This window comes from Candidatus Desulfosporosinus nitrosoreducens, from assembly GCF_030954495.1.
Classification (GTDB): Bacteria; Bacillota; Desulfitobacteriia; order Desulfitobacteriales; family Desulfitobacteriaceae; genus Desulfosporosinus; species Desulfosporosinus nitrosoreducens.
Genome location: NZ_JAVHUW010000026.1, coordinates 14,625 through 33,733, shown reverse-complemented (window position 1 = coordinate 33,733; position 19,109 = coordinate 14,625). Strand labels below are relative to the sequence as shown.

The following is a 19,109-nucleotide window of genomic DNA, read 5'->3' as shown; positions in this document are numbered from 1 at the left end:
AAATTACTCTAGTAAAATTATAAAATAACGCTGTAAATTTAAAATTAACTATTTGTTAATCTTATGTAAAATATTTTTGCCAATAAAGAAAACTTGGCTGGTAGCCGAAGACGCTGTCTTCACACGATTTAAAATGCGGAGCCGCCCTCCAGCGCAGGCGGCTACCTTAGTTGCCCTGATGCTTCAGGCAAAGACACTGTCTTCGCACGTATTAGCCTTCTTGCGTATTAACCTTCTTGCAATATGCAACAAAGTTATACTTTACAATTACTACAAAAAAACCTCAGGCGGAAAGAAGTTTTTCTTCCGCCTGAGGTTTGCTAATTATTTAAGCCCCTGGGCTCCCATCTGCCTCCAACTTATTTTCGTGATTCCCCCCCAGTCTTTGCCCAACTCTTGTGCAGAGTTTGATCATTTCGCTGAAGATTACTACGCTAAAGGTAAATCCGATCATCTTCAGCCACAAACCAACCCCCAAGGGGACTGTTTTAAACACTTGCCCTCCCAGCTGAGTAACCAGAATTTGAACGAGAAAAGTCAGGAAAACAACCCCAATCATGGTTTTGTTTTTATGGATATGGGCGAAAACGCTCTGTACTCCAAATTCCCTGCAGTTAAAAGCATTCCAAAGCTGGAACAGGACAAACGAAGTAAAGACGATAGTCGATTGCTGGGCCGCTGTTCCGCCAAGAATCTGCGTTTTCAGCAGCAGGATTAAGGCCGCGACAATGAACAAGCCATTGGCGACGATTTTAAACAACATGTCCCTAGTAACAATCGAAGCATTTCTTTTAATAGGCTGCTTTTGGAGCAAATGTTCTCTGGGCGGCTCTAGGCCTAAGGTCAAAGCCGGAGGCCCGTCCATGATGATATTTACCCATAACAACTGCAGCGTCGTAAAAGGCATTTTATACCCCAGAATTTCCGCTAAGATCACAGTAATAAACGCTACAACATTTACTGTCAGTTGAAACTGAATAAAGCGCTGGAAGTTTTCGTAAATCCCCCGCCCCCACTTAATCGCTTTAACGATGGTGGAGAAGGAATCGTCCAACAAAACAATATCGGCAGCTTCCTTGGACACTTCCGTGCCTGTAATTCCCATGGCCACCCCGACGTCCGCCGCTTTTAAAGCAGGCGCGTCATTAATTCCATCCCCCGTCACAACCACTGAAGCGTTGTTTTCCCGCAAAAGTTTAACAACTCTCATTTTGGCAGTAGGATTTGAACGGGCAATGACGACAATTTTAGCGAGCTTGTTCTTTAACTCCTGATCGCTCATGGCATCAATATCGGTCACTTCCAGGACCAGGGAATCCTCATGGACAAGTCCCAACTGCTTGGCAATGGAGCGCGCCGTATTAATATTATCTCCCGTGAGAATTTTAACCGCGATGCCTGCTTTGCGGCATTGATCGATGGCCGCTCGGACATCCGTGCGCAGAGGGTCCTCTATGCCAACGAAGCCGCTGAAAATAAGGTCTTTTTCGACGTTATAAATATCTTCCCATTGAGGTTCGGCGCTAAAATCAGTGTAAGCAAAGGCCAGTACCCTGCGGGCGTTATCCTGCAATTCTTTTATGCTCGCTTCGATGGCATCTTTATGCTCCTGGGTCAAGGGAAGAATTGTATTGTTGATTTGAATCCTGTTACTTTTGCTCAGAACTTTTTCAGGTGAGCCTTTGGTATAAAATCTGTAGCCCTCTTCTTTTTCGTACGCTGTCGACATCATCTTCCGGGCAGACGTAAAATTGTATTCCGCAACAGGCTCCCCGAACTGTTTGCGGTAATCCAGATAGTTTACATCACTCTTATCGGCACAGACCAGAAGGGAACATTCCGTTGGATTTCCCAGAAACTCGAAGCGGCCGTCCTGGTGGGCAATATCCGCCGTGGTATTCAGGCAAAAATTCTCCAGCATTTCCTGGCACTTTATCTTGTCAACCGCAGCATTGTTTCCGTCACACCAAACTTCAACGACAGTCATCTTGTTTTCCGTCAAGGTTCCGGTTTTATCGGAACAGATGACATTCACGGAACCGATGGTTTCACAGGCTATAAGCTTGCGGACCAAAGCATTGTTCTTAGCCATTTTCTGCATGTTAAAAGCCAGGGTGATGGCAACCATCGTTGGCAGCCCTTCAGGCACAGCCGCAACGATAAGGGCTACCGAAGTTATAAAAGCATCTTTAATTCCGGGCAGAGCTGTTGCCAGATTATCCAGCACAAGAGTCCCTTGTTGATACATCGTCAACAACTCAAAGATAAAGATCCCCGCCGCCACAAGCGAGCCGATGATTGAGATTTTTTTGCCAAGATCCGCTAACTTCTGCTGCAGCGGGGTCTGGGCCGTGCTTTCCTCATTGAGTTCTTTAGCAATTTTGCCCATTTCAGTTTGGTCACCGATGGCAGTTACAATGGCAATAGCCCTTCCCTCAATCACCATGGTACCTGAGTAAAGCATATTGGTGCGTTCGGCCAAAGGACAATGGTCCCTTTCGATTCTCTTTGACCCTTTCGTAATCGACTCTGCTTCCCCCGTAAGCATCGACTCGTTAATTCCCAGATTTGAAGAGTGCACAACCCGGGCGTCAGCCGGTACTTTGTCCCCGGTTTCCAAATGGATAATATCCCCAATAGTCAGGTCGCTCTGCGGAATATAAACAATCTGGTGATCCCGCACCACCTTCACCTGAACATCGTTGCTTAATTCGGCCAAAGCTTCAAAGGCTTTGTCCGACTTGCCCTCTTGAATCACCGCAATGGATGTGGCAATAAGAACAGCCGCAAAGATTCCTAAGCCATCGGGAAGATGACCCATGAGAAGAGAAATCAAGCCTGAAATCAAAAGGATGATAATTAAAGGCTCTTTTAAACTGTCTACGATTTTGGAGAGGATACCCTCCTTGGGTTTAGGAGTAAAAACATTTTTCCCATGAAGCTGAACTCTGACTCCAACTTCAGCACTCGATAATCCCAGTTCTTCGTCACTTTTTAATTCGGCAATAACTTCTTGGGCTTCTTTTTGATAAAAGCTCACGATTTAGATCCTCCTTACAGGTTCCTTTTTTATCATTCCCCTATCTCCGCGCTTTGATTAAATTTACTTCAATGAAATAATCACTCCTCACATAGCTCTGAAATTCCTGCGAGGTAAATAAAAAAGACTTTTGACATAGCCAAATAGGCCATGTCAAAAGTCTTGTTACCTCAGATCGGCTCACAAAGCCAGGCAAGTTTCCCCGCCGGGTATGTTGACTTTGCGATTTAAAACTACTCCCTTTTAACAAGTTCAGTATACTGAAAAAACACCTGCTTGTCAAATGAAACGTTCAAATTTGCCGCCATCTTTTCAACCCGCTACTGGGTTAAGCTTTTGATGCTTTCCCTTAAGGCGCCCATTAAACGCTGAAAGCCTTGAGGGTTTTGCGCCGGAACCCTGTATTGTTTATTGATCTCTATTTGGACCGCCGGTATTCCCAGTTCCCTGGCCGCATAACCCGTGATCGTGTTGGAACCTGGGGGCAAGGAACGATCATGAGAAATCTTTTTAAAACCAAAGCTCTGAAATTGATGAGCCAAGGTTTCCAACACCCTTGTTTGACCCAACAGAGTTTTTCCTCCGCAAGTACCCAAGTCCGCATCAAATTCCCGCTCCCGGGGGGCGCCATGGATGTCCAGAATAAATTTCACCTTTTCCTTACGGCAAAGATCGGCCAGCCTCTCTTTATAGAGGCAAGGGTAATCAAAGTTAGGGTCGCCGCCATAAAGCTTGGTTACCGCGATCCCCTGTGCTCCTACTAATTGGTTTAGAAGAAAGACGATGGAACCAGTGAATTGGTCAGAGACAATAATCTTCTTTTGCCTATAGTGCCGCACCGCATGAGGAGCCGACAGCAGCAGAGGCAGCTTGCCCTGAAGTACCAGAAAAGGCTCCTCTTGCTTAGGGTTGACACGTTTGTCCGTTTTGTAAAAATATACTCGCTCCACATTCACCGCTTCTTCATGAATACGGGCACGACTGAAGTCCTGCACAACAGTTTCCGGGCTGCTCAAAAGGTCATCCTCCCCAGCCAAAATTCAAAATCAGCTTACTTACTTCTGGTTTTAAAAAGAGGTTGTATCACAGCTGCGCAAGGTCTCCAGTGTGCTACAACCTCTTTTCAAAATTCGAAATCCCGTCTAAATCCTATTTCTAATCTCCAGCATTTTGAAAAATCAAGGCTTGTTTTTCATACAAATTAATGAGGCCGGCAACTTAATTGCCACATTACCCCAAATTTATCCGTAAATTTGCCATACAAGGGGCTGAAAAAGGTTTCCTGCAATTCCATCTCTATGGTTCCGCCTTCCGCCAAGGCGGCAAAGGTTGCTTTTGTTTCTTCCTTGGTATCGAACTCTAAAGAAAAGGAAATGTTGTTGCCCGGAACAAAGGCAGAGTCCGTAATGTAATCTGAAAAACGCAGGATATGACCATCTTTTCTTAGTTCAGCATGCATTACGAGCTTCTTGTGTTCTTCAGGAACTGGGTAGGCAGGATTGGGCGGCATGTCCCCAAAGCGCATAATAACGCTTTCTCCCCCCAGCACTTTTTGATAAAACATTACCGCTGCTTCACAATTTCCTTTAAACATTATGTACGGGACCAACCAGTCACTCATCGAAAACCCTTCTTTCTCCGGAGTTTTTTTAAGTTTTACTGCTTCCATCCCTAATTATAGCGTAAGGTTTAAATTCAGGCAAAATACGACACTTTCATGCATAATCTTCCAAACCCAAGGAACACGGCAACTCTCTATTCATAATTTTTGTGATTTGACTTGTTAAACTGCCTGTGCTTGGTCCAGCACCTTATTCAGGAACACTTCTACCAGATCAGGATCAAACTGTATCCCGGCATTATTTCTTAATTCTTCAAAAGCAACCTTTTCGGGCAAAGCTTGACGATAACTCCGTTCGCTGGTTATGGCATCATAGGTATCCGCTATGGCAATGATCCGCGCTTGAAGAGGGATTGCTATTCCCCTTAAGCCTTTGGGATATCCTTTGCCATCCCACCGCTCATGGTGCGCCAGGACATAGTCCGCCATCTCGGACATATCATTAACCGTGCTTAGAATCCGGTAACCTATCTCCGGATGTCTTTTAATTTCTTCCCACTCTTCTTCCGTTAATTTGCCAGGCTTATTCAGGATAGTTTCTTCAATGGCAATCTTGCCGATATCATGAAGTAAGCCGACAGTTTTCAATTCTTCGATTTGTCCTTCAGAAAGACTTAAGGCTTCACCAATTCGTTTACTAAGGGCCGATACCCTATGCGAATGCTGCTCTTCTCTTTTGTTTTTTTCATGAAGGGTACTAATGATGGCATTAATAGTTTTTCCTCTCATACTCGGGCTTTCGAAAAGCTTCTTCTTATACATATAGTCTTCAGCCTTTTTGAGGATTTCCTGAATATTTTCTCCTTCATGGTTTTTCGTTTCATAGCCAAAGGAAACGGATAAATCAATGGAACCGACTTTTTCCTGAGCAGCTAAGGTTTTGATTCTCTGGAGAATTTGGTCAGTTTTACTGATCTTTGTTTTCGGCAGAAGAAGAACGAATTCATCTCCGCCAAGCCTGGCGATAATATCATCCGCCCGGCAGGCGCTTTTCATTACCTCGGCTACCGTCTTTAAAAGTTTATCGCCCATACTGTGTCCAAATGAATCATTGACCAGCTTCAGCCCGTTGACATCCGCCACAACGACAGTTAAGGGATAATTTCTCTTAACGTCCAGACGTTTAAGCTCTTCTTCAAAAAACCGCCGGTTATATAAACCGGTGAGAAAATCATGATAACTTAGGTATTCAAGTCTTTGTTCCAGTTCTTTTCGTTCACTGATATCTCGCCACAGCACGTGAAAGACCCTTTTTTCATTAAGCAATATCGAGGTTAGCATTACCTCAACAGGCACTAACGTGCCATCATTTTTCCGCAATAGCCACTCGAATTTTTTATTTTTCTGAACTGTCTTAATGATGTCCAAAGCTTTCTCTTGCGAGGATATGTCTTTGGCCTGAAACTGTGGCGAAAGTTCCCACAGGCTTTTGCCTATAATGTTCTCCTTGGAATCATACCCGAGTAGTTCCAAAGTCGCAGGATTGCAGTCCACAAATTTATTGTCGTCCAAAATCAAAATAGCATCTGACGAACCTTCAAAAAGTGTCCTAAAGGTTAACTCACTGGCTTTCAGGGCCTCTTCCGCCCGTTTCTGTTCCGTAATATCTTTGTATATGCCAAATACGCCAATGCGTCTATCTTCAAAAATTAAAGGATAGCCCAGAATATGCACGTTAACAAAACTTCCGTTTTTCCGGGATCTGAGAGTTTCGTATTCAATAATATTTCCTTTTATGACATTTTCTGAAAGCTCGGTTGCCTCAGAGATAAACTCAGGCGCCACGATTTTATTATTAATAGAACAATTAAGCAGTTCTTCTTTAGCATAGCCAAATACCTTTTCAAAAGCAGCATTGACATCTATGAACTTGTCTTCCGTATCCAGAATGCAAATCGCCTCAGGAGAATTTTCAAACAGCTTGCGAAAATATATTTTCTGTAATTCCAGGGCCTTCATCGAGCTTTTTTCATAAGCAATATCCTTATAGATTACACATATTCCATTTTTATTAGTCTCAAGCTTAATAGGAAAGGCCAATAATTTAACCTCTACAACCGAACCATCCTTTTTAAAGCGTGATGTTTCTGCGGTCACTGTCTGCCCTTGCATGACCTTTTCGTAAATTTTAAGGGATTCCTGATTGTCCGCGTCGATAAGAATACCGCCAACGTTTAAGCCGGCAATCTCTGTATTTTTATACTGAAAAATCCTCTGGAACGACTTATTAGTCTTAATAACCTTTCCCTCATAATCTATGATTAAAATGCCATCCTGAGAATTTTTAAAAATCTCATCAAAATAAGTACTCCTTAATTGCAATTGAGCATTTAAAGACTTAAGCTCTTTATTTTTTTGTTTATAAATATGGCTGAAAGCAAGAAATAAAATCACAAGAACAATTAAGTAAGCTATATGAAGCAAAAAGTTCTGCATGTCAACCCCTCTTTCGTATGACACACCTATTATATGACATAGCAGTCTATTTTTCCATATCCTACAACGACGCCCCGTCCCAAGTAAATAAAGCAGGCTGATACCTGCAAAAGCAAGGTAGCGGCCTGCGTCTTTGGCGAACTACAAATTAAGACTTTTAAAATTGCGGCCTGAATTCCCTATCTAGGCTCGTTTCTGTTATAATAATGGATAGCCGTCAAAAGGGTGCTGATTGGGGAAAAATCATCGGGAGTTACAAATACCGGGCGAATCACACTGGATTGAAAAACAGTTTGGTACGGAAGTTTCCAACAATAAGGAGAATAAACAATGATCCGCACAATTCTTTGGTTTATCTATTTTGGGCTTTATCTTCTTGCCATAGAACCTTCTCTCTTGAGAATCAACCATCTGGCCAAAAAAGGACATCTTAGCGAACGCGACAGACTTACCGCTCAAATCTCCAGGAATTGGGCCCGTTCCTTGTTAAAGTTTGCAGGAGTTAAGGTTACCATAACAGGAGAAGAAAAAATCCCCCCAGGTCCCGTACTTTTTGTCAGTAATCACCAAGGAAACTTTGACATTCCTTTACTTCTGGGGTACATAAACAAACCTAAAGCCTTTATCGCCAAAATCGAACTCCTCAAGATACCTTTTATTCGCACATGGATGACTCACATGCAGTGTGTTTTTATGGATCGTTCTGATATCAGGCAGTCTTTAAAGGTTATAAACCAAGCCGCAGATCATCTGAAGAAGGGATATTCCATGGTAATTTTTCCTGAAGGCACGAGGAGCAAAGGTGAAGCTTTAGGAGAATTTAAGCCCGGAAGCTTAAAGTTAGGCTTAAAAGCCGGTGTTCCCATTGTGCCGGTCACGATTCGCGGTTCTTATAAAATCATGGAACAAAATCGCTTTATTATTAAACCGGCTCACGTTGAAATTATTATTTCAGACCCCATCTTAACCTTTGGCCTTACTAAAGAACAAGCCAGCGAACTGCCGGAAAAAGTCTTGCAAAGAATTGAACAAGGTTTAGCCAGTTAATTATTTTCAATCATTATAACTAAGCATCCTCTCCTCACCTGGCCAGTGAAAAGAGGATGCTTTTTAGTTGCTCTAAGCCCGCAATTTAAAGAGGTTGAAGTTTCCAAAACAACCTCTGATTATAATCTAACTAAAGTCAACATCAATTCGCCGGGCTGCAGGGTGCTGATCCTTTAAGAAACTTAATTCCAAAACTCCGTTGCGATAACTGGCATGGGCTCCATCTGTTTTTACAAGAGCCGGAAGGGTTATTTTACGGGAAAAAGCACCATAGTACCGCTCAGAATGCCTCGTAGACCGGCTTTCATCCGCTTGAACCCGTTTGATTTCTCCATGTATCGTTAAAACATTTTCGTCGACTTGAATATTCAAATCTTCTTTTTTATCAATACCGGGAATTTCAGCCGTAACAATAATTTTGGAGGGTGTTTCTTCAACATCGACCCGGTATAGCCATTCTGAGACATCCTCTTTCCCGCGGCGCATAAACATTCTGTCCATATCGTTCCATAAGGGATCAAATAGCCGAAATGGTTCATAAGGAATTAAAGCCATACTATCTCACCTCGCTGATATTTTTTCTCAAATAGTATGGCATATTTTTTAAAATTTATTAAAGGTACCGCTAACGAGGTTAAAACTTCATTCTCACCGGCAAACCGAATTTGATTTGCGGAGAAAAATTAAGCTGAGCCGCAGTCAGGCATTTGACAAGCAGAGGTTTTATATGGAAATTTATGTCATTATTTCCTCGTCTGACATATAGTGTACTATCTAAAGAAAGGAGGGCAACTTTCATGGCATTTGGAGCAGGTGGTGTTGACGGTGCTTGCGGAACAGGTGTTGGCACAGGCGTCGGAGCAGGCATAGCAATCGTCGTTGTAATTATCTTATTGCTAATCGCTTTAGGAATCGTATTCTAGCTTAAAATTTAAATATTATTCAAGGAGGAAAATCGATGTACGGAATGGGTTATGGTTATGGCGGAGGCGGAGGCACCGGCAGTTGTGTAGGTGCAGGAATTATTGCAATCGCAATTTTAATTCTCATTGCCTTGGGAGTTATTTTCTAGCGTTCTTAGTATTTGCAGCAACATTTGAAGCGTCATCTTTAGCAAAATCAAACTGCGACAAATTGACAGTTCAAACCCTACTATGTCTTTGTGCTTTAGAAAAGGGCAGTCCGAAATGGCTGCCTTTTTGTTATGCGCCCGCGGAACCTGAGTAGGCCGTTTTCAATTACAGAGTTCGAATCATATCCAAATGTTAAGACTGTCCTTATTTTCCATGATTCTAGCGGCGATTTTTGTTCCAATCTCAGCAAAATAATTATCGCAGTCTTCCCAGAAATCATTACCCTCGTCTATAAATTTACCTTGTACCATAACACGGCGCGGCAGAGGAATTTTATTCGTTCGGTTTATATCAAAGTCGGCCATGGAGCGTTCAAATTCATTTTCCAAATCGACAGTATTCCAGTATTTTGGCCCTTCCTGATTTATTTCGAGCATCCGCCTGACAAGCTCATAGGTCACCGGGCCAAAGGTAACTAGAATTTTAGGCTGATGTTTAAGAATGCTTTTTCTTAAGATTGCAATTTCCTCAGCAATTTCAGCTGAGCATAAGTTGGAAAGCCTGGAAACGGTCCCGATATCACTAACTGCATTTTTTATAAAAATACGTTTGGTATCAATCCTCTTGTGAAGTTGACGGTAAACTTTGTCCTGAATGACCTCTAAAATGGGAATCCAAATATCCCGGCAGACAGCAGGATATTTAGGGTTAACTAAAAGCCAAATCTGAGAAGATCTGTCTCCCGCTTCTGTCTTTACTGTCTCAACCAATGGTGAATAGCTGGGGAGTACTAAGCTAGACAAACAAATTCCACCTCTCAATAGTATTCATTCATCACAGTGAGGCTTAAAAAATGAGGTTAATCACTTTTATTGTGATATAATTTTACATAGCAAAGAGCGTGCCAACATTTTTTCAAAAACCTGATATCAAAAATCACAGGCAGCCAAACGAGGAAACCGGCCTGCCACAGGCTTTTGGCCCAGGCCGGCGCTAAAAGCAAAAAACCATTGCACCAAGTTAGCTTTAGCGGTACTACAAAAAGTGTAGCAAATGCTACACTCAGATAAACTTCAATTAAACGTAAATAGGCCATATGGCGGCTGAAAGCCGCTTCCCGAAAAATAAAAGCTTTTTTAAAAAATGCAGGTCCTCTCCGAGATTTGTAGCATATACTACAGTTTGGCAAGCTAGAGGTGATTGAGCTGAAAAAAAATAAAGCATTTTCTTTTTTTAAAGGCAAAAGCCTGACTAACCAATTAGTGATTATTATCGCTGTAATTATGCTTTTGCCTTTGGTAGCTTTGATGTATGACATTTTCTTTGTTTCCCGCACTGATGAAGTCATTTTCCTGGATAAGGAACAACGACTGGAGGCTTTGGTCAAAAGCATTAATAATGATTTCTCCAAGAATCTTGAATCTCAAGGGGAAGCAAGCGAAATCTCCTCCACCTTGCTGCAAAACGAATTTACCCGGGTTGTTGAACCCCAGGTCCAAGCAAATTCGGGGATTCGTTTCGGACTATATATTCCTCAGACTGAGAAAATTACGGTTCTTGGTTTTTTGCATAACTATCGCAACCTCTCGCAAGCGGAAGAAGCGGAGAGAGAAAAGGAAATATTCGCCAGCACCAAGCCCGGGCTGATTGCCACGGAGGCAAGCAATGAACCGCTCTTTCGGATCTCAGGTTCCTGGAACGACCAAGTTGTGGAGTACATATCCCCTGTTGTCTTAAATAAGAAAGTTGTCGCCGTAATGTGGGTAGAGGAGCGGCTTAATCCTTTTTTCTCTCAAAGCAGTTACTTTGGCAAACTTTTAAGATATTTTACCCTCGCTGTTTTGGCGATTGTTATGATCGGGGCCCTTATCATCATCAGAAGCCTGACCACCGGGGTCGACCGCTTAAAACAAGGTTTAAACAATATGGAAAAAGATATCCACCAGCTATTGCCTGACATGCCGGGCGAATTGGGGCAAGTAGCCCAAGCCGTTAACCGTTTGGCGGTAGGTCTCACAGAAAAAGAACGCTTGGAAGACCAACTGCGGCAATCTGAACACTTGATAGCCCTTGGTCGTTTGGCGACCGGTGTGGCGCATGAATTGCGCAATCCTATCGCTATCATTAAAACCTTGGTAGAACTTATGAAACAAGAGTACTCTCAGGTGAGCGGCATCGAAGAATTCACCAGGGCCATCGAGGAACAGATCGATCGTCAGGATTTAGAAATTCAGGAACTTCTTGATTTTGGGCGGCCCACAAAAGTTTCCATAAAAGAGTGTTCGGTCAATGACCTGATCACAGGAGTCCTCTCTTTTTCGGCGGCGATGCTGCGCAGACAAAAAATAACCGTCGTTTTAGATCTTGACAGTAACCTTTCCAAGATTTTAGCAGATACTGAAAAGCTGAAACAGGTTTTTGTAAACATCATCGTCAACGCCGCAGAAGCAATGCCTGATGGCGGGACCTTAGAAATAACCACCAGAGAAGAGGCCAGCCTGATACAGATTGGTTTCTCAGACAGCGGCGAAGGTATCCCCGCAGCGGATACACTCAAAATATTCGATCCCTTTTATACGACCAAAACAACCGGCACCGGCCTGGGATTATCCATATCATATCAAAGCATTCAATTGCATGGCGGAACGATTGAAGTCGACAGCGACCTCGGCAAAGGTGCTACGTTCAATATCAGCCTGCCTGTAATCCCACAATTTTACGACAGGAGTGATTTACTTGACACCAAAAATTCTGGTCATTGATGATGAAGAAAGAATGTGCTGGGCCCTGGAAAGAGCACTCAGTCATGAAGGATATCAAGTAATTACTGCCACGAGAGGTTTACTAGGTATTAAATTGGCTGAAGAGAACGATCCTTCCCTGGTCATTCTGGATTTGAAGATGCCTGACATTGACGGTATCGAGGTCTTAAAGGCTTTAAAGGCTGTAAACCCTAATACGCCCGTCATTATGATTACCGCTCACGGAACTATTGACACTGCCATTGAAGCCATGAAAATTGGCGCTGCCGATTATATTACCAAACCTTTCAAACTCGAAGAAATAAAGGCGCAGGTTAAACAAGCTTTGCACCTCTCTAATTTAGAAAGCCAAGTTAACTTCTTGCGCCAGGAATTGGGGAAGAAATATGGAAAAACCATCGGCCAGAGTGATGCCATTAAAGAAGTCAATCTCTTAATTCAACAGGTCGCGAAAACCGGTACCACCGTATTAATAACAGGAGAAAGCGGAACGGGGAAAGAAGTCGCCGCCGTGGAAATACATAAAGCCAGCGGCCGCTCCGATAAACCTTTTATAGCCCTGAACTGCGCCGCCCTTCCGGAACACTTATTAGAAAGCGAATTATTTGGTCATGAAAAAGGAGCCTTCACAGGCGCAGCCTCCAGGAAAAAAGGCCGTTTTGAAATTGCCGATAAAGGCACGATTCTCCTCGATGAAATTGGGGAAATGCCTATCAGTATGCAAGTGAAGTTGTTGCGGGTCTTACAAGAAAGGTGTTTTGAACGAGTAGGCGGAACTGAAACGATCCATGTTGACGTGCGGGTCATTGCCACTACCAACAGAGATTTAGCCACAGCTATTTCCCAGGGAACCTTCAGAGAAGATCTCTACTACCGCTTAAATGTCATGCACATTATAATGCCGCCTCTTCGCTCCAGGAAAGAGGATATCCCACTTTTGGTCAACCATTTCCTGGAGAAATTTGACCCCTCCAAGAGCAGAAAAATCTCCTCAGAAGCGATGAAAACTTTAACACGCTATAACTGGCCCGGAAACATACGCGAGCTGCAGAATGCCATTGAAAGAGCGCTGATCGTCTGTCAGGGCGCTGAAATTCAGTCGGTTCACTTTCCCAAAGAATTGCAGGACAACCCGGAAAAGACATTAACACCGGAAATAAATTTGACCGAAAGCGGCTTCTCTTTGGGGGAACTGGAGAAACACCTGATCATTCAGGCCTTGGAAAAGCACAATTATAACCAGACTAAAGTCGCCAAATATCTGGGCATAACCCGGCCAACCCTGCTCTACCGGCTGCAAAAATACGGCATAAAGCTGCAATAAGGCACAAGCGCCCTTTTTTCAAAATTTGAAAAAAGGGCGCTGTTTAATTGATTTAACTCTCCCCTATGCTGAACTTCTAAGCTGGACTTACCATACAAAACTTTAGGAAACGATTGTCATAATCGAGCAGTTTTGCGTAGTTTAGTTTTAGAAATTGACTTGAGGAGGAGCTAAAATGATTAAGCCTACAATGATGGCCCCTGATTTTTCTGCCGATGCTTTTTACTTAGGAAACAAAATCACTGTTCAATTAAGCAGTTATTTCCAGGACTGGATTATCCTATTTTTTTATGCCAGTGACTTCACCTTTGTCTGACCGACAGAATTGGGGGCCGTGGCATCCCATCACCATTTGTTGGAGCAATTAGGAGTCAAAGTCCTGGCTGTCAGTACGGATAGTATCTTTTCCCATAAGGTTTTTGCTGAAGTTTCTCCGTCGGCAAGAACAATTCAGTACCCCCTGCTGTCCGATCGCTCGCACCACATCTCGCTGCAATACGGAGTTCTCCGGGAAGAATTAGGACTCGCTTTCCGGGCCACGTTTATTATTGCACCCGGCGGAGAAGTAAAATTTGTCACTCTTTACCCTCCTGAAGTCGGTCGCAATGTTGCTGAAATAATCCGGGTAATTCAGGGACTTCAATATGAGCAAGCAACCGGTCTGGGTATTCCGGCTGATTGGCGCCCGGGAAAACAGGGAATTAAAAGAGATTTTAATTTAATCGGCAGAATTTAAACTCCTGCAATCCTTGGGAATTATTTCTTAATGTCTTGAACATCCATTGTCACAACATAGGCAGCAGGATCGAATTCACGAATGAGTTTCGTTAATTCCATAAACCTTTTTTTCTTGACTACGATTTTCAATTGAGCCTTTTCCGCGCCGTTCAAACCGTACCCTTTAGCCGTGGTAACTCCGAAGCCGCGTTCTCTTAAAGTATCTGCCAAACTCCATTCATCATGCTCAGTCACAACTAAGGCTAAAACACTGTCTCTTGAAAGCTTGTCATCAATCAGCATCCCGACATAATTGCCGGCAGCGTAGCCACAGGCATAAAAGAGCAAAACCGTAGGATGACTGACATATTTAAAGGCTTGAGAAGCTCCAAGAGTATAAACGATAATTTCGACAAAAGCGATCGTTGAGACAACCAGCTTTTTCCCTCTGATGATCGATTTAACCCGCAGCGTATCTAAAGAGACGTCAATGATCCTAGCAAAGAATATTAAAACCCCTAGAACTATCAACAAATCACCCCCTTTATTTTTTTCACTTACCCTCCTGGACAAACACTCGCTCAAGTTAAGCTGAACTGTAGAATCTAAGTATATTGATCACCTTTAAATTTTATTACATTTTTTGATTTTGAACAGAACCTGATTACCAGGTATTACAAAAAAAAAAATAAAGGACATTTGAACATCCTGTCGAATACTTCTTAATGATATGTCGATGAAAGGAAAAAAAGGCTGAATCCAGATTTTTACTGGAACGGGGGATTTATTATGGGGTGAACCGCGTATAATACGCGAAGGGCTTACACCTTCCTGCCCGAATCCGTCAACTAACCTCGTAAGCTGCTGAGAAAGGTGAAAAACATGCAATTGTTCCCGGTTCTGTTACGTTTCAAAGGTGTGGTACTTACCCGAATCAAACATTTCAATTGGACTCAGAAAAAAAGGCTCATCGTTCAAATTTCCCGCAATTACTTACAAGGAATATCCTGGAAGTCACCAAAAGTAATCCTCAGGTTGTCTGTTATAGTCCTCTTAACCGGCGGACTTACTTATTATCTTTCCACAACCACTTCCGCTGCTGAGATTATGATTAATGGTCAACAGATTGGCTTGGCTCGAGATGCTGCCGCAGGGCAGAACCTCGTGGAATCAATTTTAAAAGAACAAGGCAAGTCATTCGGGCTCGTTGCCAAAACTCATGACATTGTCACCTACGAAAATGTCAGAGTCAGGCCGGCGGTCTATCTGGAATCCGTCTTGAACGAAAAGGCATTAGAGGACAATCTTAAGTATTATTTTGACGGTTATGAGCTAGAGGCAAACGATTCCGTGATCGCAGTTTTACCGACCAAAGAAGATGCTGATAAAGTCTTGAAACAGTATCAGGATTATTATGTCAAACCTAGTGATGAAAACAAAGTCACTTCCATAAGCTTTGACGAAAATATCAGTGTCAAAAAAGCCGAAGTTTCGTCCAACCAAATGGAAACCGCTGACCAAGCTTTCAAAGTTCTAATGGACGGAAATATAACAACCAAGGATTACACTGTGTTGCCTAATGATTCCTGGTGGCTTATTGCCCGTAAAAATGACATGTTAACTGATGAAGTATTAGCGGGAAATCCCGGAGCAACAAAAGAGACCAAGCTAAAGCCTGGTCAGATCATCAAGCTCGTTGATTCTACTCCCTATATTACAGTTGTAAGTAAAGGAACTTATTCAGGTTCGGAAGCTATTCCTTTTGATGTCGTCACGAAAACTGACAGCAGTTTAGGATACGGCAAAACGAAAGTCCTTACTCAAGGGAGTAACGGTTCAAAATTAGTTACATATTCCTATGTCCAAAAGAATGGAATCGATGTAACAAAGCAAGTATTAGATGAAAAGGTCACTCAAACTCCTGTCAACCAAGTGGTAGCTAAAGGCTCCGGCAGGCAGCCCATTACTGTTGCCTTCGACAGCTTTGACGTTTCTCGCGGAGGTAATTCTTCAGGCATCGTAGATCGCGCCTTAAGTTTACAAGGAACACGCTACGTTTTCGGGGGCACATCCCGCAGTGGTTTTGACTGTTCCGGCTTTACTAAGTATGTTTACGCCAACGCCGGTATATCTCTCCCCCGCACCTCTTATGCCCAATTTGCTTCTGGAACACCTGTCGGTAAAAATGATCTGCGTCCAGGCGATTTAGTATTCTTCACCACCTATTCTCAAGGTGCATCTCATGTAGGCATCTATATCGGAGGAGGCCGCTTTGTCCAAGCCAGTAACCCCAGCAGTGGGGTTGAAGTATCCAGCCTCAGCGATAGCTTCTATTCTTCCCGTTATTTAGGAGCGCGCCGATATTAATTATTTGCCTATAACGCCCCCCAAAGAGCAGCAAAGCACGCGGTTGCTGCTCTTTGGGGGGCTTTTTACGTTAACCTGCCGGATTAACTACAGCAAAATCAGAAAACAAAAAACCATCGACCATATACTCCTAATCCATCCACGTTTTGCTAAAACATTTACAAAATTGTTCACTCCAATTACGGTCAAAAGGTTTTCATCAGGGCTATTTAATTAATTTAGTCTCAAGGTCCGTACAAACTGCTTAGTCAACATCAGACCGCCGGACAAAACGGCATATCTTCTCGTCCCACATCCAAGATATTTGATCTTTGGGACTATTGAGGAGATTTGTTAAAACATCAAATTCGGACGCTTTCAAGGCAGACTCAAACCACTCCTCCAGAGATACGTTAAATGATTTACATACTGCTTCAAGTCTAGCTTTGACTTTTTCGTCTATAGGGAAAGCAATGTACATTTTGTACCACCTCAATATAATGACAAATTATACTCAGATTTATGCCGCACGTTTTATATACTTTCACCATACAATTATTATTTTGCTTTCAGGTCTTTCGCTTGTGAAAATTTGTTTAAACCTCTGTCCAGCAGTTAACTTCCTTCTATTCTTCATTATTCTACTATGTATAGTAAATTTCAAGATTAGCCTTGAATTTTTTATTTCGAAATTACTGACTATAGACTATGCCTATTACGCCAATGCATTCTTTAACCTGAAAGACTACATTATCCTTGAAAATGTAGTCTTTCAGAATTAATACTATATATATTGCGCAACCGCCAAGATATTATTTTTCTGGTGGATGATAGGGCAAACTTGTCACAAGGATATTTTTTCGGAGTAAGAGTAAAAGCTTCATCAACTGACCTGTCTGATTGTGCAGGAAGTTCTGCCATAATTTCGGCGGAACAAATTCAGGCACAACCAAAGTAACTTTGGAATAGCGGGGATCTTTCTCAACCATCTCCAAATATTGCAGCAAGTCTTGGACGGTCGCCCGATAGGGTGATTCCACAATAACTAATTCAATTTGGATATTACTCTGCTGCCAGTGCCTTTGTAATTTTTCAGCCCTCTCTTTGTCCGAGGCAATGTGAACTGCCGTGATTAACGGGGTCAACTCGTAGCCATATAAGAGAGCCTCCAGAACAATTCTGTTCAAATCAAAGACCGGGACAACGATTTTACTGTTATACTCCGCAAGGTCTACATTAGAACGGCGATTGAAAATTCTTGTGATTTCTTTGTTAAAGTTCTGAATCTCTTCTAAGGTAGGCTTAATGAGGATAATTTCCTGCTTATAGACTTTGGATACTGAGTTGAAAAAAAACATCAGCAAGGGAATGATAATAGCTACTATCCAAGCGCCTTCAGTGAATTTAGTTATCAAAAATATCATAAACACCAAAAACGATATCCCTCCGCCGAAGGAGAAAATTACTAAATCACGGTGATAATTTTTCGGCTTGGTCTCAATACAGTATTTTGCTAAACCAAAGCCGGTAAGAGAAAAGCTAATAAACACACCAATAGCGTAGAGAGGCAACATACTATGGGTATCCCCTTGAAAAATAACGATTAAGATCAGACCTATCATACTTAATGTCCAAATTCCCGCACTATACACTAAGCGATCACCAAGATTTTTGAAATAGCGGGGAGCATATCCATCCCGGGCCATCAGACTTAACAAAATTGGCAAACCTACAAAGGGCGTATTGGCGGCAATAACTAAAATAATTGCGATACTGGCCATTAGAATGTAGTAGATTATTGTTTTGCCAAAAATTAATAATCCAAGCTGGTTTATAATGGTATTGTCGTTACTGGGGATCAGCTGCAATTTGCTTGCTAAAAAAACCAGCCCCGCGAGGCCAAGGGCTACAATAAATCCAAGTATTAACAATGTGTTGATGGCTTTTTTCTGTGCCGGAGCCCTAAAGGCCGATACTCCGTTGCTTACCGCCTCGGTCCCTGTCAAAGCAGTTGTCCCCGCGGCCATTGCCCGGAGAAACACAAACAAGGTCAAACCCTGAGTATTAGCGGCAATTATAGCCTGGGAATCCGGCAGAGGAGTTATCCCATACAAAAAATATTTGAACAGCCCAAAGCCAACCAAGGCGAAAATGCTAAAAATATACGTGTAAACAGGAATAGCAAATAGTCTTGCCGACTCTTTAAGTCCCCGCAAGTTAACGACAGTCATAAATAAAATAATAAGACAATCTGCTAAAACCCTATGCGGACTGGGTCCCAGCCAGCTAAATATTCCGGTGAGGTTCTCTACGGCCGAACTGACGCTCACCGCAACGGTCAAAATGTAGTCAATACTTAGACTGGCTCCGGCCAGCAAGCCCATTTTTTCTCCTAAATATGCCCGGGCAACAGTATAAGATCCCCCGCCTTGCGAATATTTTTGGATCGTACGGCGGTAGAGCAGCAAAACACTTACCAGCAGCAGCACAATCGCTGTCGTTACTTTCATCGCTGCTCCATAGCCGGCCGCACCTGCTAAAATCAGAACATACAAAATAGCATCCGGAGCATACCCCTGAGAAGATATGACATCAGAGCCAAACACAGGAATACCTCCGAAAATACCCAATTTCTGATTGTCTGCGCTTTGGGTCGAGAGAGGATGGCCAAAAATTAATGTTCGTAATCTTAACCAAATTAATTTGCTGCTGGCTGAAGACATATAAATCACTTCCTAATTTG

General features: G+C 42.7%; 16 protein-coding genes and 1 riboswitch. Of the genes, 6 read left to right on the top strand and 10 right to left on the bottom strand.

Annotated features, from left to right (window positions below; genetic code table 11):
• Window positions 1–328: 328 nt before the first annotated feature.
• The 4 genes from REC12_RS02845 to REC12_RS02830 all read right to left on the bottom strand — a co-directional run bounded on the left by REC12_RS02845 (window position 329) and on the right by REC12_RS02830 (window position 7,097).
• Window positions 329–3,040: a calcium-translocating P-type ATPase, PMCA-type gene (locus REC12_RS02845; protein ID WP_308892232.1), complete on the bottom strand. Its 2,712-nt coding sequence runs from the start codon at window positions 3,038–3,040 to the stop codon at window positions 329–331.
• Window positions 3,041–3,360: 320 nt separating this feature from the next.
• Window positions 3,361–4,056: an N-formylglutamate amidohydrolase gene (locus REC12_RS02840; protein ID WP_308892230.1), complete on the bottom strand. Its 696-nt coding sequence runs from the start codon at window positions 4,054–4,056 to the stop codon at window positions 3,361–3,363.
• Between the two features lie 185 nt (window positions 4,057–4,241).
• A complete protein-coding gene (locus REC12_RS02835) occupies window positions 4,242–4,661 on the bottom strand; it encodes a VOC family protein (protein WP_308892229.1) in 420 nt (139 codons plus the stop codon).
• 162 nt (window positions 4,662–4,823) lie between these two features.
• Window positions 4,824–7,097, bottom strand: a complete 2,274-nt coding sequence (locus REC12_RS02830; RefSeq protein ID WP_308892228.1) for a PAS domain S-box protein — start codon at window positions 7,095–7,097, stop codon at window positions 4,824–4,826.
• Between the two features lie 330 nt (window positions 7,098–7,427).
• Here REC12_RS02830 and REC12_RS02825 point away from each other — a divergent pair, with 330 nt between their 5' ends.
• Window positions 7,428–8,144, top strand: coding sequence for a lysophospholipid acyltransferase family protein (locus tag REC12_RS02825; protein WP_308892226.1), 717 nt, complete (start codon window positions 7,428–7,430; stop codon window positions 8,142–8,144).
• Window positions 8,145–8,270: 126 nt separating this feature from the next.
• On the opposite strand, the gene REC12_RS02820 is transcribed toward REC12_RS02825, so the two are convergent.
• A complete protein-coding gene (locus REC12_RS02820) occupies window positions 8,271–8,699 on the bottom strand; it encodes an Hsp20/alpha crystallin family protein (RefSeq protein WP_308892225.1) in 429 nt (142 codons plus the stop codon).
• Between the two features lie 242 nt (window positions 8,700–8,941).
• Between REC12_RS02820 and REC12_RS02815 the strand changes: the two genes are divergently transcribed.
• The gene (locus tag REC12_RS02815) at window positions 8,942–9,067 is read left to right on the top strand and encodes a hypothetical protein (protein ID WP_308892224.1); all 126 of its coding nucleotides are present in this window, start codon (window positions 8,942–8,944) and stop codon (window positions 9,065–9,067) included.
• Between the two features lie 329 nt (window positions 9,068–9,396).
• On the opposite strand, the gene REC12_RS02810 is transcribed toward REC12_RS02815, so the two are convergent.
• On the bottom strand, window positions 9,397–10,020 hold the full coding sequence (locus tag REC12_RS02810; protein WP_308892223.1) for a hypothetical protein: 624 nt from the start codon (window positions 10,018–10,020) through the stop codon (window positions 9,397–9,399).
• 56 nt (window positions 10,021–10,076) lie between these two features.
• Entirely contained in the window at window positions 10,077–10,535 is a 459-nt protein-coding gene (locus tag REC12_RS02805) for a hypothetical protein (protein WP_308892374.1), read from the bottom strand.
• Here REC12_RS02805 and REC12_RS02800 point away from each other — a divergent pair.
• The 3 genes from REC12_RS02800 (at window position 10,501) to REC12_RS02790 (ending at window position 14,039) form a co-directional block, all read left to right on the top strand.
• Window positions 10,501–11,979, top strand: a complete 1,479-nt coding sequence (locus REC12_RS02800; RefSeq protein ID WP_308892361.1) for an ATP-binding protein — start codon at window positions 10,501–10,503, stop codon at window positions 11,977–11,979. The two genes, REC12_RS02805 and REC12_RS02800, sit on opposite strands and share 35 nt — an antisense overlap.
• Window positions 11,954–13,303: a sigma-54-dependent transcriptional regulator gene (locus tag REC12_RS02795; RefSeq protein ID WP_308892221.1), complete on the top strand. Its 1,350-nt coding sequence runs from the start codon at window positions 11,954–11,956 to the stop codon at window positions 13,301–13,303. Before REC12_RS02800 ends, REC12_RS02795 begins: the two co-directional genes overlap by 26 nt.
• 175 nt (window positions 13,304–13,478) lie before the next feature.
• A complete protein-coding gene (locus REC12_RS02790; protein ID WP_308892219.1) occupies window positions 13,479–14,039 on the top strand; it encodes a peroxiredoxin in 561 nt (186 codons plus the stop codon).
• A gap of 20 nt (window positions 14,040–14,059) precedes the next feature.
• Here the strand turns inward: REC12_RS02790 and REC12_RS02785 are convergent, their stop codons facing one another.
• Window positions 14,060–14,551, bottom strand: coding sequence for a DUF2179 domain-containing protein (locus tag REC12_RS02785; protein WP_308892218.1), 492 nt, complete (start codon window positions 14,549–14,551; stop codon window positions 14,060–14,062).
• Window positions 14,552–14,761: 210 nt separating this feature from the next.
• A riboswitch (cyclic di-AMP (ydaO/yuaA leader) is annotated at window positions 14,762–14,898 on the top strand.
• 4 nt (window positions 14,899–14,902) lie between these two features.
• Between REC12_RS02785 and REC12_RS02780 the strand changes: the two genes are divergently transcribed.
• Complete coding sequence (locus REC12_RS02780) at window positions 14,903–16,387, top strand: NlpC/P60 family protein (protein ID WP_374214160.1); 1,485 nt, start codon at window positions 14,903–14,905, stop codon at window positions 16,385–16,387.
• A 244-nt stretch (window positions 16,388–16,631) separates the two neighbouring features.
• On the opposite strand, the gene REC12_RS02775 is transcribed toward REC12_RS02780, so the two are convergent.
• Window positions 16,632–16,847, bottom strand: coding sequence for a hypothetical protein (locus REC12_RS02775; protein WP_308892216.1), 216 nt, complete (start codon window positions 16,845–16,847; stop codon window positions 16,632–16,634).
• A gap of 331 nt (window positions 16,848–17,178) precedes the next feature.
• Entirely contained in the window at window positions 17,179–19,089 is a 1,911-nt protein-coding gene (locus REC12_RS02770; protein ID WP_308892215.1) for an APC family permease, read from the bottom strand.
• Between the last annotated feature and the right edge of the window lie 20 nt (window positions 19,090–19,109).

Coding starts and splice junctions, on each gene's coding strand:
- REC12_RS02835 (WP_308892229.1), bottom strand. CDS start 4,661: ATGAGTGACTGGTTGGTCCCGTACATAATGTTTAAAGGAAATTGTGAA.
- REC12_RS02830 (WP_308892228.1), bottom strand. CDS start 7,097: ATGCAGAACTTTTTGCTTCATATAGCTTACTTAATTGTTCTTGTGATT.
- REC12_RS02825 (WP_308892226.1), top strand. CDS start 7,428: ATGATCCGCACAATTCTTTGGTTTATCTATTTTGGGCTTTATCTTCTT.
- REC12_RS02820 (WP_308892225.1), bottom strand. CDS start 8,699: ATGGCTTTAATTCCTTATGAACCATTTCGGCTATTTGATCCCTTATGG.
- REC12_RS02815 (WP_308892224.1), top strand. CDS start 8,942: ATGGCATTTGGAGCAGGTGGTGTTGACGGTGCTTGCGGAACAGGTGTT.
- REC12_RS02800 (WP_308892361.1), top strand. CDS start 10,501: ATGCTTTTGCCTTTGGTAGCTTTGATGTATGACATTTTCTTTGTTTCC.
- REC12_RS02805 (WP_308892374.1), bottom strand. CDS start 10,535: ATGTCATACATCAAAGCTACCAAAGGCAAAAGCATAATTACAGCGATA.
- REC12_RS02780 (WP_374214160.1), top strand. CDS start 14,903: ATGCAATTGTTCCCGGTTCTGTTACGTTTCAAAGGTGTGGTACTTACC.
- REC12_RS02775 (WP_308892216.1), bottom strand. CDS start 16,847: ATGTACATTGCTTTCCCTATAGACGAAAAAGTCAAAGCTAGACTTGAA.
- REC12_RS02770 (WP_308892215.1), bottom strand. CDS start 19,089: ATGTCTTCAGCCAGCAGCAAATTAATTTGGTTAAGATTACGAACATTA.